The following is a 12,824-nucleotide window of genomic DNA, read 5'->3' on the forward strand; positions in this document are numbered from 1 at the left end:
CAGCGGTCGTCACTGAGCCATCAGCAAAGCTGTCTTCGCACTCTGAGGCTAGGGTCTGGTCTCGTCCGAATCTCGCTTCGCACGGCCTAGTCCTGCTTCCGCAAAACCTTCTTCAGTCCTGCATCTATGAATTGCCGAACAAGTTGATTGCCAGCAGTAACCGGATCGTCAGGCATCTCCACGCGCAATTTCTTTGTGGATTCGATGAAGTCAACGACTAGCCCCTGCAAATCTTCGGGCGACTTATCCAAGCGCCTGAGCATGTTCAGGCCATTTTGAGCGTATCCGAGAAAGGCATGATTTCTTTCGATGATCTGCGCAAGCATTTCGTCCGTAATTTGCTCGCTCGGCGAAACAAATTCTCCGTCCTTCCAGTCGACATAAAGAGACGCATTTTTCGCGTCGTTTGACGTCGCATGGAATGCTTTCTGGAACTCCATGAATGCCTCTCGTGTCCCTTCCCAGTCGCCGCTTGCCTTGGCATCCTTTTCAGCCTGTGATCCCTCCATCATATAGGCATTGTTCTTGTTCTTGGAGGAGTGGCGTCTCAAGGCGGCCAAGACCTTGTCTTGATCGAGGCCGACGCCAGCCAGCAACGTGGTTGCCCAGGCACCGATACTCTCGATCTTGGAGCATTCCTCGAGAGAAATCTGATGAAGGCAGAGCGCTCGCGCCGTGGCTCCGGCCTTTGCCAAAAGCTCCGCCTCGAAGTAGAGCCTCTCTGCATTTTCGAAGGTCTTCTCGGCGCCGCTCACCAGAACGCTCAGCAGTTCGCGATCAATTTTCGGAAGAGGCTCGGTCATCTCATGGCCTAACCCGGGCGTTGTAAACCGCGATCCAAGCCTCATGCTCGGCTTGGAGGTTCTCAACGAGGGCTGTCACCGTCGCGTCGTTGATGGCCTGCGGCTTTCCATGGGCGAATTCGTTCCTGCGTTCGTGGATATCTTTTAGCAAATCTGCGACGGCGGCGTGGCCGTGCGCGCGAAGATCGTCGAAATAGTTCGTATCGAAGAATATCTTGTACAAATCGTAGAGTCGACTCCCGATCCCGGAATAACGCCGAAGCTGATTGTTCAGGACACGCGGCGGAAGTGTGCGCATCGCCGTCCGGTGAAGGCGTTCGATACGAGTCTCAAAGTAGCCCCAGAACAGCAGAACCAAAGCCGCTCGAGCTGATGGACGCTCCGAATCAGCGAAATGCGAGAAGACTTCAAAGTCGGGAGCGGGACGCTCCCACTCGCGCTGAAGCATCTGAAGATAGACATAATCGTTATAGCGGCCTTCGGCGCCCATAAAGGTCGGGCGGAGGATCATTTCCTCACCATCGACGATCATGGTCTTTGGCGACGTATCGAATGGAGCGGCACCGCAAGCCGGACAGGGAGCGTGAATCGTTCGAATGCCGGCGCAAGTTCCTACACACGCCACATAATCCCACCAGAGGGATGTCCATGATTGTTCGGACTGCTTATTGTACCACATTCGACTGTTTTGCACGAGCGTACTTGGGCCGCTAGAGCTTCCTTTGCTGCTCTTACTTTTTGGCTGGTATAAAACAGAACCAAGACCGGACCCGTCCGATGCCGCCCCCGCATCCCAAATCGAGGCACTGCCGTTCCGACACCGGGAAATTCTGTAATGATCTCAAGCCGCCATAAGGCTGCAAAATGTCGAAATGGCTATTGAGCCAGCAGCGGAATTCCTCGACTTCCAAGCTGAACACGAGGGTTCGATTCCCTTCACCCGCTCCAATGATTTCAAGTGTACTTATCGGATTTCTTGATTTTCATTCCGACAAGACCGCCGAATCCATTCCGACAAATGTTCACTTTCTGGCCGCTTGCTTGCGCCGCTTGATGCGTTTGATCTGTGCGTCCTGCTTGGCCTCGTCGTCATGATGGAGGTAGTGCGCCATCGCTTTGGTCGATGACCATGGCCCTTCTTCATCAGCTGCGTTTCGGTGAGGCCCGACGTGCTCGCTTCCGTCGTCCCGCCATGCCGGCCGAACGAAGTGAAGGTCAGCTCAGGACGCAAGCCCGCGGCCAGAATGATCTTCTTCGAAATGCGCTCGACTTGAGTGAGCATCTCGCCCTTGCCGCTTCAGGGTAAGCTGCTGCCATCCCGGCGCAGCATCAGGCCGCCCGTTGGCCGCAGTGCTTTTATGGCGTCGAGCTCGGCCATCAGCAGGGGATAAAGCGGCTTACCCTTTTTATCGAAGAGTGGCTCCCACGAGTAATTGATGACGTAGACGTGGTTTGGCCGGCTTTCCGGGCGGTAGTGCTCCGCCATGAACCGGATGAAGATATGGGCCTTGCGCTGCAGCCACTCTCAACCGATCAAGACGCCGGTTGCTAGCGACGGATAGCCCAACTCGATCGCTTTTGTCCGGAATGCCGCGAGTTCGTCAAAGTTGGCATGCGGCGTGTCGCGCGAGGTCGATTGCAGGCCCATCAGGTGAGGGTGTGCGCGAGAGATCGTATTCCATGCACCGCGAGCAGTCTTCATCGCATGGTTCACGGTCGTGCGGCGTTCAACCTTCTCGCCGTCGACATCTTTGTAGAGCAACTTTTCGAACAGGTCGTCCGCGAAAGCGGTATCGATACTCGAGACGCGCCGCGTGCCCAGGCGCCTTCCGTCCTTCAACATGTATTCGCAGATCATCTTGATGCCGGTTTCATGCACGCGGCATTGACCGGGACTCAGAGGCTGCAGGCGCTTTGCCGTCTTCTGTTTCCACGTTCGGCGATACTCGTGAAACATCCAGTCGAGCGTACCGATCACCACTCCGATGCCTACCGGATTTGCGTCATCGCCACCCGTCAGCCAGCTGTCGAACGCCGGCAGCAAGACGTTTCGGCACGCTGCCCGGCCAGACCGTAGTCGGTCCCGAGCGGTTCGTTCTTGACTGAACACCCGTAACCACATAGCCGTTGGCCTCGCTGGCAAACGTCACCGTCACCGCCGTTCCAGCAGTCCCGGCGCCGAAGGACGGGCTCGCCACTTACTTCAAGGCGCTCCATTCGGCTAACCGCGGCATCAAGGTTGCTCCGGAAACTACACCTTGCCGGATCGAGGTTGTCCTCCCTAATGGCTTGGTTACGGCAACGAATGCTTTGCTCAGCTCTGTCACCAGGGCAACCAAAAGGCGAGGGAGGAATTGTCGCGGTTCAATTGGGAGCCTGAGGAAGACCCCCAGTCTGGAAAGAGTGGGTCTGGGATCTGTCTCAGCAAATCGACAGTCTTCGAACTCTGCTGGTGCAACACTATATGAGAATCCGGGACGGCGACCAGATGAGGGGCGCGAACGAGCAGGTGGTTACCGAGCTTGCTCGTCTCAGCAAGTGCATGCGAGACTTTAATGCGACGCACGGAGCGAACGATCCGGAGCTCGGACTTGACGGAGAAGCCTTGGAAGGGGCCCAGGAAGTGGAGCGGCAGGCAGAAGGTGAATTGCCGGATCGAATAGTCAGGGCCGTAAAGGCGCTGGATATGATGCACAAGGCATATGCATCAGATATTCGCGCGATCGGTTGAAACGTCGGCTCCACGACGGACTTCTTGCGAAAGCAGCGGTGCCAGAAGAGCTCGAAAATGAACTCGAGCAGGGTATGATCGTTCCGGCGTCCTAGTCGTCTTTGCAACGCAAGGTCATGCCAATCTTGAAGCGTCCGCGTGCGGGTTCCCCAAAACGGAGCGGTGGCGGCTTGGGAATAGTTCAGTGTGAACCAACGGCGCTCGAGCGTTATTCCTTCAAGAACTTCGTTGTGCCTTCGTATAGATCGAGCTTCTGCTTGGTCCCGCCGGTGACTCTGGCTGGGCTGAGAGACTCGATGGTGAACCCCTCGAACGACAGAGGTGATGATCCAACGACCTTGATCAGTGCTTCGTCGGCTTGCAGCGTGGCGACCTCGATCGGTGCCTGATCGCTGGCCGGCGTGACGATCTGACCATAAGTAACACCCGCCTTGGCGAGCGCGGCAACGACCCTCAACATGCGGAGCGAGCCAAGCCGGAGATGATCCAGATAATTCTTCTCGCGTGCGTCGTTTGTCGGCAAAAGAATGAACACGAGCTTGGTGGTCGGCTTCAGCGTCTTCTTGATGGCACTGACGAGCTTTGCGGGCTCGATGATTTCTGCGGCGCCGGGACGAAAGCGGACCACAACTTGATCCTTGGTATCGACGAGCTTGGCCGTATCGCCGTCGATGGGGGTGAAGTAGATATCGGATTTCGAAACAGGCTTTTGCACCTTCGACGACGAGACGAACCCACTGTCGAGCTGTATGGGAAACTTGGAGATCGTCGCGAACGTTCCTGCCTGTGTCACATCGATTGGCAATGCCACAGAGTTCGTAGTTAGCCAGGTTCCAGGTTTGGCGTGATCCTCGCCAACATAATTCGGAGGCGATCCAGCCGCCGAGATCGGAATTGACGTCTTCGCAATATGCGCAAGGGGAGGGAGCGTGATAGGGGCCGATGCCTCCTTCAGCGACAGAATGTCCGGGCAGGGCGAACCTTTGTCTTTCATCGTTTGCAGCAGCTTCTCGATCCGCTGTTCAAGCTGCGCCACTGTCGTTTGCGCGCCGGCTGGGTCCGCAGCCGCTTTCCAATCGTCCCTTAACTGAATGGCCATTCTGCAGGCTATCGCAACGGCTGCTGGACCACTTTCGACCATTGCTTCCAGTGCGATCACGGCCCCCATCACGGAGTCCAAGTTCGAGGCCGTGGCGCCATCGAAAATCTGGATTTTTCGCCAATCGTCGGGATAGGCGACCAGGTTTGGAAACTGCTGATAGATCTTGCCGTCGATCTGCAGGCCATCGGCAAGCTTCTTTCCAACGAAATCGTTCAACAGCTGCTCGGCGGACACGCCGGGTTGGCTAGGGGTCTGATCCAGGAAGACCTTGGCATAGAGGCCGTTCGGCTGAGCCGGCAAATCAGCGGCATAATCGTTCGGAGATGTCGAGTAGTGCACCAGCAGACCCGGCACTTTGGAAATCGGCAGATACCCGTCCAGCGGCTTTTCGTTCACGGCGCGTCGGCCGTCGGCGTCGACAATGGACAGTTGAGACCGGCACATGTCGAGGATGGCAATGACTGGCGCGCCCCTCGAACTCAGGCCAGCCAGAATTGACGACTGGCTAAGCGATCCTTGCCTCAGGGATTCCCTAGAATCGTCCTCGGCGCCGTCACCAACACTGAATGACTCCGCTCCCATGGCGTAACCGTGACCGGCGAAGTAGTAAAACGTAAGCGCGTTGATGGAGTCACGCACGGTCGTCGAGGCCGTTATGACCCTGTCGTGGAACTTCGCTGAGACGTTGAGAAAGCACGCGACCTTAAATTTCAGCTTGAGCATCAACGCGGCGATCGCGGTCGCGTCCTTGATTGCGTTCGTTAGCTTGGGAACGGCATAGATAGAGCGTCCCAACGCCCCGTTGGGCTGTTGGCGGTCCGGGTAGTCGTTGCCGACCACAATGGCGAGGCGTCGAGCACTGCCGCCCGGAGCAGCCTCGATCATCTTCTTGATATCGGGGACTGTCGCCTCCTGGCCCATGACGTCTTTGCAGAGCGGGACGTCCCCGGTGGGAGGCGCATCTGCCATTGCGGGGAGTGGAGTTAGGATCGATGCGATCAGAACGCCGCCGAGCAGCCATGACTTGGTCGTCAGTGATCGGCGGCGGCCGCGCTTTTGACCCATGACAGTATCTCCGAGGTGAAGGAGGTATAGATGGCGCCTTCGCCGCAGCCAGATCCGGTTGATCTGGAGGTGATGCCGACGAGAGCCGCACGCTTTTGAGATGCTCCCTGCTGGTCGACGAGCATGTATCCTCCGCCGCCACTATCTCCAAAACAGGGGCCAACCGGTCGTGGATCGACTGTCAAAATCTCGCGCCCTGAAGCACACCCGTAGAGTTCGGCGTCCGGTTTTCCATCATTGCTTCCGCTACAATCGGGGCTCAGAATCGGCGAGACCGCGAGCGTTTTCTGTTTGGGATCCTGAAGCAGGATCGGTCGATCCGCACTCGATGACGTGAAGCCGAACCCAACGACCAGGATATCCTTGTTACCCGATGAAAATTGCTGCTGGGCAAACCCGTCTGCTGGAAGCTGAACAGCCTGAGCGACCTCTTTTGGAACATCAATTGCCAGGTTGACGACGGCGATGTCTCGTCCGGCCAAAGAAGCAGATGAGTCTGCCTGTGTCACCCCGTTTCCAGGGCACTTGACGCCGTCATGGCCCTTCTGGCGAGCGACGGCCGCCCGGTAGTTCCTCACGTCGCCCATTTTCGGGCCGAACACCACGTACTCGATCGTACCTAGACACAGACAGTGCGCCGCCGTCAGGACCGTATGCTGATCGCCGGCCAGGACACCGGAGCAAAAGTCCTGCGTTGGAGAGCTGTAGATCAGCGACACTTCGGCAAGGCAGCGAGGATCGGTGACCGATTCTCCTCCAATCACGCGGATGTTCATCGCCGAGCAACCCCCGATATTGAGCGATGCAAGCGGATGATCGGCCGTCGATTCCAGCCATATCGAGTACCGCTGATCACGGTCGATCTTTTGTGCGGACGCGTTGTTGCTATCGTAAGGTTTGTCCTTGCCGGGGACGGTGCGATTGGGATCATACTCGTTCGAACCGTTACGAAGGGCGGTCCCTGCTTCGTATATTTTCTGCCGAAGCGCAGCCGAATACTCCGGCGAACCGGGGGGCCCGGAGAGGGTCGCTGCATCGCGTATACGCTTGCCGATATCGTCCGGTTGGCTCTGAGCGCACGCCAGTGAAGTCAAAGCCGAGGCGATTAGCACTGCAGTTGCGGCGACCTTTGGAATTTTCATCACCGAGCCCCGACAGAATGTACCTCAGTGCGACGCGACGGTCTGGTTCTGGATAAGGCGGTTCTGCTCACCAGCGTTCGGACCCAAGGCGATATTGAGAACATGGGTTCGTTGACCCGCCGCGGCGAAGGTCGAGGCTCCCGATGGAGAGGGCCCCTTCCATTGCAGCAAGGTCCAGTTCGGCGTTGCGCTCGCTCCGTAAGTCAAGACGAAGGAGACCGAATGCAGCAGGGAATCGAGCGGCGGGTCGATCCGCTTCAATCCAGCTAGGATCTTGTTTGCTTCCGTCTCAAGATCGTTGACGTATTGCTGTTGCGCGACAGCCTCGTTCTTCTTGTCTTCCGTAGGGACGACCTGCTGCTCGGGAACCTGGTCTGGTTTGGGGGTGGCGTAAAGAACGACCTCATACTCCTTTTGCACGTCGTCCGCGCGTTGTTTGGCGATCGCGGCAGCAGAGGCTGCATCGGCCGCGTAGACCTTCAGTGAAGCGACATTGCTGTTGATTTGCCGCTTGATATCGGCCTCAAGCACGGGCCAGGATGCGTAGACCGCCCGGTTGATTTGTGCCGGGTATGACGCAATCCTCTTCGCGGCCGCCGTCGACGCGTCAGCGGCAGCTCGTGCCGCAGCGCTTGCAGCCTTGAGACGATCGATGGCCTCGGCGTAAGTCATCTTGCCACCACCGGCGAACGGCGCCCCGGTCTTGCCGGGCCCGGGAGCGGAGCTCGGCTTGACCGTGCTCACCGGGCTCGGGTGATAGCCCGCATGCAAGGCGAAGACGTCCGGTCCGACCGGGGCGAGGGCCGAGGCAATCCACTCCTGGAGGCCCAGATTACCTGTCAGACCGGTTCCGTCGGCCCCAATGCAGATCCGCTCCTCTGGGTGCTCTTGCTCGTACTTCGCGACGCGTAGGCGCCAGCGCTTGAGCTCCTTCAAGGAAAGCGTAAAGCTGATGACTTCGGCGCGAACCGCCTGCTCGCCGAGATTTGCCCCAGCGCCGAACGTGAAGAACTGATTGACCGCAGCAATCGAATTGCTCGTGAGGCTTGTCGATCCGGCACCGTAATTGAATGCGTTCTTATAGAAGTGTGTGTACGTGACGCCAGGCGCGATGCCGCCTGCGTTGTTGGCCTGCAACGTCAGATCGACCTTCGCCGTCCAATCGGCCAACCAGCGGTACCGAGGCGTATCGATGATGTCGTCGAACGCGTCCGCGACCTCGCAGCGCACCCTTGTAACGACCTTGTTCATCAGCACGTCGCTCTGGGTAGTTCCCGTGGCTTCTTCAAGCTGTGGGACGGTCGAGCACCCGGCGAGCAGAGCGAAAAACGGAATGAAAAAACGAACGCGCAAAAAAGCAGAACGCATGCAACTCCCCCCGAAGAGCACGCAACACTACGACAAATTGTAGTCCCGAATTCACTCTAGCTTCAGGAACGGACCCTGTCGATAGCTTTTCGATAGTGCCGACATCAACATCAACGATCAGCCGGCGTCTAAATTTGACCCCTCATCGGCGTCCAATTTTGCCCCCTCGGGCGGCGGGGTTTGGCGGTAGCGCTCATCTCGTCGGAGCTGGCGGGATGGCGGAGGCGAGACGAGTGCGGGTCATGAGATCGTCGTCTCGGCTTTTGAAATCGCCAACTGTCGTTGCCGGTCTCGACGATGTCGCAGTGGTGTGGGTCAACCGGTCGAGCAGCGCGGTGATCATCTTGGCGTCGCCGAACACGCTCGGCCATTCGCCGAAGGCGAGATTGGTCGTGACGATGACGGAGGCGCGCTCATAGAGCCGGCTGACGAGGTGGAACAGAAGCTGTCCACCGGACTGGGCGAAGGGCAGTAGCCGAGTTCATCCAGGACGATGAAGTCGATCCGGGTCGGATGCTCGGCAAGCCGGCCCTGACGTCCGCTGCGGGTCTCGGTCTCGAGGCGGTTGACGAGGTCAACCTCGACCGGTGGGCGAGCGAGCCGGACGAATCCAAAGGTTGCCTGCGGTGGACATTCTGTGGCGTCCAGTCTCGGGGCGAAGAAGGCGCGGTCGGGACGTTGGTAAATTAGGCCAAGGGACGTCGGAAAATCGGTGCATAGAAAACGCTATAGCGTATTTCAGACGCTATAGCGTGTTTTGTCGGGGCTTTCGAAATGTATCATCCTGTCGGATGAGGCGTCGGACTCCGGCACATACCCAGCGATTGCCTGCGTGAAACGTGCGGGAACGTCGGCTGCACAAATCATGGACGCAGTACGATCCGGCAGATGAAACGGGCTTGCGCCAGGCGCTGGTCAGCGAGATCGAAGCCGGAAAGGCCAGTCCGACACGGCTATCGCTACACAAGATCGCGTCCGCGCTCGGCATCCAGGTCGCAGAGCTTGTGCTGCCACAAGGCACCGCGTTCGCGCAGGGGGCGAAATCGGCGGTCCGGCGGCCTACCAAGAAAAGGCGGGGACACCCCCTCAAACCACCGTCCCACTGACCGATCCAGCCAGCCCTTGATGACGCGGGGTCTTGGATCACAGAAGACAATAGGCGCGCGTGCGGAGAATTCCGTCCGCCGGGTGTGCAACCATGGACATGCTGGTCCGGGGCCGGCTCGCGGATTGCCGGCCGCGCGAAGGGGTGATTGATGACTTCGTCACAAATCGGGCGCAGTGAGCAAGAACGTCAGCGGACGTGCCTCATCGGGGGCAGAGCGTAACCACGCCCCATAAGCTGGGGCGACCATGCCGCTTGACGTCGCCTGAACATTGCGTGAAAATCTAGCATAAGTTGCATTGCCGGTTTTCCCAGGTCAATCATTAAGTCCTGCGTATGTTTGCCCGTTTCAAAGGTCTTCGACCGCACGCATTCATTCCCTCCGCCCATCGTGGTCCCTGGCCCAACAAAGCTGTGGAAGCACCCAGGTCCGGACGGACGGGCCACCTTGCTTTCGTGGCGCGGGGCGGCGGAATCAATGAAAATGCGAGAAGGAAACTTCCAGCGGTCCAATGTCCGCGGGTCGGATGTCCACGGCTGCGTCCTGATTCGAAGGTAGGCTCGATGATCGACGGACGTTCGCCCGGCAGCCACGTTCAACTCGGGTTGTTCTCGGGGGCTGAACAGGGACCGAAAGCCCGCCAGGCGCGCCTTTGGATCGTTGCGGCCGAGAAGCCGATCGTCATTTCGGAACGCCACCATTATGCCTTTGTGAACTCGCTGGACGGCACGTCCGTTGTCGATCAGTCGGATCTGCTTCTTCTGAGAGATCGCAGCGGCGACTTCCTGCTCTTCGGACCGGAGCAGGGGTGTCTTCTCGTCAAGGACATCGCGGCGTTCTCCGCCAGTTTGACGGAGCGAATTGCATCGTCGTCACGAACGGACGTCACAGAGATGATGGTGATTTCGTCGCGTCCCGCCCGATGGCGAGATGCCTCGAGAGCCGAGTTTAGAACGGAAAACGCCAGGTCGAACCTGGAAGAAATCCTGTTCAGGCTCGAGCAGTACGCATCGAAGCCCGCGCGACTATCGACCCTCGGTACGTGGGCGGTCCGGCTGGGCTCGGAAGTCCATCCCATGGTGCGCGCACTCTTCCATCGCATTTATGCGGACGCGCTGGCTCAAGCGTACCGCCAGTCGGGCGGGGATGACTGGCGGCTGCAAGCGCGGCTCAACTACCGCCTTGCCCAGTTGAATTCGCAAAGCGCCGGCCTGTTTCACTACCTTCGGACCGCGCACGACACTGGCGAAAGCGTACTCGCTGGCGAACAACTCGACCTTCCGGGCTTCGAAGAGGGCGAGGGGCGACGGGCATCGTCAATCGGTTTTTCGGTCGAGCGCGTCTGCGGCTTTGCCATCGGGCTTGATCATCTCGACGTACCGGCCGTCCTTGCAGGACCGTCGACGACGGCGGTTTATCGCCACTATGGATCGGTGCAGATTACGGACCAGGCGCTGATCAAAACGCTGGTCGGCTTGCAGTCGCCCAGTCGGCGTCTCGTCGCATCGACGCGTTTCGTTGGTAGGCAGCTGGCGGTGACCGCCGGCGTCGTCGACGAGATCCGCGCTCTCTTGCGGATCGACGATCAGACGGAGCCGCGAGGCCAGGTTGAAGCCATCCAGGCCTCGTCAGAAACCATCGCGTTCGAACCGCCATGGATTGTCCGTCCATCTGATTTCGTAACATTCATCGGTCGCGCTGAGGAGCGACGGCGCCACGATTTGAGCGTGCGCGCGGTCATGGCGGACGGTTTTGACCTGCATCTGAGCATACGGCTTGACGCCAAAAATTCGGCGGCCGAGCGACATCTTTGAGCACATTGATACTGTACGGCGGGGGCAAATGCTGGAAAGATTACAGGTCATCGGGCCGTCCGGAGGGCGGCTGGAGTTCATCGATCTCGAAGAGAACGAGGGGTTCGGCGTCTTCTATCCAAACGAGGGGGCCATGAGTGCTGAGCGTACCAGTCTCCTTGCGGCCGTCGAGCGGCTGTCTGATGCGACTTATGACTGGGAATATCGCGGTCAAGACGAGCGCGACAAAGTGCTCGATGATTTGCGCCAGCATGGGGCCAAGTTGCTGACCGCCCTGGCGGGCGCTCGACCGCGCGAAGAGTTGATCGCTATTTTATCGCGCGCCCGCCATTTGACGGCCCGGTCCGATCACCATCTGCCCTGGGAGTTCCTATATCTGGGGACCTTCGACGGACCAGCCTCGGTTCGCGATTTCTTCGGGTCCAATGCAGTCGTGGGCAAGCACTTCGAAAGCAGATCTAACAAGCGGTCATCTCCGTCATCTCTGTCAGCCGATCGCGGACCGCTGACGCGTTTGCCAGGCGAGCTGGCAGTCGAGTTTCGGTATGCGGAGGACTCACGTTTGCCTTCGGCGATCTCGGGGGCAGAGCGGGCCATTTTCGAAAGGCTCGGGGTGAATATCATCAGCCTTCCGACGCTGTCCGACAGCAAGGCGTCGCGCGACCAGCTGCATAATTTCATGGTCGCATCCGAGCATTTGACGCATTTCAATTGTCACGCCGATCCCGATATTCCAGCGAAATCGGAAGGCGCGATCTTCGTGACCAAGGTCTTCAAGATCGACAAGCAAAGCATTGCCGAACTCGACCTCAACGAGAGTTCGATCATCGTGCTGAATTGTTGCAGCAGCCACACGATGCGACACGATGTCCAGGAAACGGTGGCGACTGAGTTCAGGAGCAAGCGCGTCGAGGCCGTGGTGGCCACGACGGGAAACATCGAAGATGCATATGGCACGCGATGGGCGGCCCATTTCTATCGCGCATTGTGTGGCGGGCAGACAGCCGCGCAGTCGATCCTGACAGCACGACGCGCCATGCTGGACGAGACGCATCCCAACCTGTCAGCCCTGTTGTATGCTTACATTGGACGGCCGAGCGCGGCTCTCCGGACCAGATTGGTGGCGTGATGAAAACCTTCTCCGCTAAACCGGCCGAGGTCGCCAAGAAGTGGGTACTGATCGATGCCAAGGGTCTGGTGGTCGGCCGGCTCGCAACGATTGTCGCCATGCGGCTGCGCGGCAAGCATCTGCCCACCTATACGCCGAACGTCGATTGCGGCGACAACATCATCATCGTCAACGCCGCGCACGCGGTGCTCACCGGTCGCAAGCGCGAGCAGAAGACCTATCACAAGCACACAGGCTATGTCGGCCACGTCAAGGAGCGGACCGCCCGACAGATCCTGGAGGGGCGCCATCCGGAGCGCGTGCTCGAAAAGGCAATCGAGCGCATGATCCCGCGCGGGCCGTTGGGCCGCGTCCAGATGGGCAATTTGCGGGTCTATCCTGGCCCCCAGCACCCTCATGAGGCGCAGCAGCCGGAGAAGCTCGAAATCGCGGCAATGAACAGAAAGAATGCCCCGGCGCTTCGGAAAGAAATGAGAAGCAATGTCGGCAAGGATGAAATTGACCAGGCGCGCGGGCGGGGCGGCTCGGAAACCAGATCGAAACCAAACTTCGCCAAGATTCTTG

11 protein-coding genes and 2 pseudogenes are annotated in these 12,824 nt (G+C 58.8%); 5 read left to right on the forward strand and 8 right to left on the reverse strand.

The window, feature by feature from the left end; genetic code table 11:
* Positions 1 to 86: 86 nt before the first annotated feature.
* The 4 genes from AKN84_RS40095 to AKN84_RS49680 all read right to left on the reverse strand — a co-directional run bounded on the left by AKN84_RS40095 (position 87) and on the right by AKN84_RS49680 (position 2,847).
* Positions 87 to 803 (reverse strand): AbiV family abortive infection protein, encoded by a 717-nt coding sequence (locus AKN84_RS40095; protein ID WP_050425882.1) that lies wholly within the window; start codon positions 801 to 803, stop codon positions 87 to 89.
* Between the two features lies 1 nt (position 804).
* Entirely contained in the window at positions 805 to 1,335 is a 531-nt protein-coding gene (locus AKN84_RS40100; protein WP_050425883.1) for a hypothetical protein, read from the reverse strand.
* A 765-nt stretch (positions 1,336 to 2,100) separates the two neighbouring features.
* Complete coding sequence (locus tag AKN84_RS49675; protein ID WP_244485744.1) at positions 2,101 to 2,289, reverse strand: hypothetical protein; 189 nt, start codon at positions 2,287 to 2,289, stop codon at positions 2,101 to 2,103.
* Positions 2,290 to 2,328: 39 nt separating this feature from the next.
* Entirely contained in the window at positions 2,329 to 2,847 is a 519-nt protein-coding gene (locus AKN84_RS49680) for a hypothetical protein (protein ID WP_244485745.1), read from the reverse strand.
* 444 nt (positions 2,848 to 3,291) lie between these two features.
* Between AKN84_RS49680 and AKN84_RS40110 the strand changes: the two genes are divergently transcribed.
* Positions 3,292 to 3,534 (forward strand): hypothetical protein, encoded by a 243-nt coding sequence (locus AKN84_RS40110; RefSeq protein WP_128971587.1) that lies wholly within the window; start codon positions 3,292 to 3,294, stop codon positions 3,532 to 3,534.
* 208 nt (positions 3,535 to 3,742) lie between these two features.
* Here the strand turns inward: AKN84_RS40110 and AKN84_RS40115 are convergent, their stop codons facing one another.
* From AKN84_RS40115 to AKN84_RS46815, 4 genes and pseudogenes are all read right to left on the reverse strand, one after another.
* Entirely contained in the window at positions 3,743 to 5,701 is a 1,959-nt protein-coding gene (locus AKN84_RS40115; protein WP_128971588.1) for a caspase family protein, read from the reverse strand.
* Positions 5,668 to 6,843: a trypsin-like serine protease gene (locus tag AKN84_RS40120; protein ID WP_050425886.1), complete on the reverse strand. Its 1,176-nt coding sequence runs from the start codon at positions 6,841 to 6,843 to the stop codon at positions 5,668 to 5,670. Before AKN84_RS40120 ends, AKN84_RS40115 begins: the two co-directional genes overlap by 34 nt.
* Positions 6,844 to 6,867: 24 nt before the next feature.
* The gene (locus AKN84_RS40125) at positions 6,868 to 8,211 is read right to left on the reverse strand and encodes a hypothetical protein (RefSeq protein ID WP_050425887.1); all 1,344 of its coding nucleotides are present in this window, start codon (positions 8,209 to 8,211) and stop codon (positions 6,868 to 6,870) included.
* Positions 8,212 to 8,474: 263 nt separating this feature from the next.
* A pseudogene (locus AKN84_RS46815) lies at positions 8,475 to 8,790 on the reverse strand (ATP-binding protein); the annotation flags it as partial.
* Positions 8,791 to 9,050: 260 nt separating this feature from the next.
* Between AKN84_RS46815 and AKN84_RS40130 the strand changes: the two are divergent.
* The 4 genes and pseudogenes from AKN84_RS40130 to rplM form a co-directional block, all read left to right on the forward strand.
* Entirely contained in the window at positions 9,051 to 9,317 is a 267-nt protein-coding gene (locus AKN84_RS40130; RefSeq protein WP_050425888.1) for a helix-turn-helix domain-containing protein, read from the forward strand.
* A 563-nt stretch (positions 9,318 to 9,880) separates the two neighbouring features.
* Positions 9,881 to 11,131, forward strand: a complete 1,251-nt coding sequence (locus AKN84_RS40135; protein WP_050425889.1) for a hypothetical protein — start codon at positions 9,881 to 9,883, stop codon at positions 11,129 to 11,131.
* Positions 11,132 to 11,159: 28 nt separating this feature from the next.
* The gene (locus tag AKN84_RS40140) at positions 11,160 to 12,260 is read left to right on the forward strand and encodes a CHAT domain-containing protein (RefSeq protein WP_050425890.1); all 1,101 of its coding nucleotides are present in this window, start codon (positions 11,160 to 11,162) and stop codon (positions 12,258 to 12,260) included.
* Positions 12,260 to 12,718 (forward strand): annotated as a pseudogene (rplM, locus tag AKN84_RS40145) (50S ribosomal protein L13); the annotation flags it as partial. The gene AKN84_RS40140 and the pseudogene rplM, both read left to right, overlap by 1 nt.
* Positions 12,719 to 12,824 lie beyond the last annotated feature (106 nt).

The organism is Bradyrhizobium tropiciagri (genome assembly GCF_001189845.1).
Classification (GTDB): domain Bacteria; phylum Pseudomonadota; class Alphaproteobacteria; order Rhizobiales; family Xanthobacteraceae; genus Bradyrhizobium; species Bradyrhizobium tropiciagri.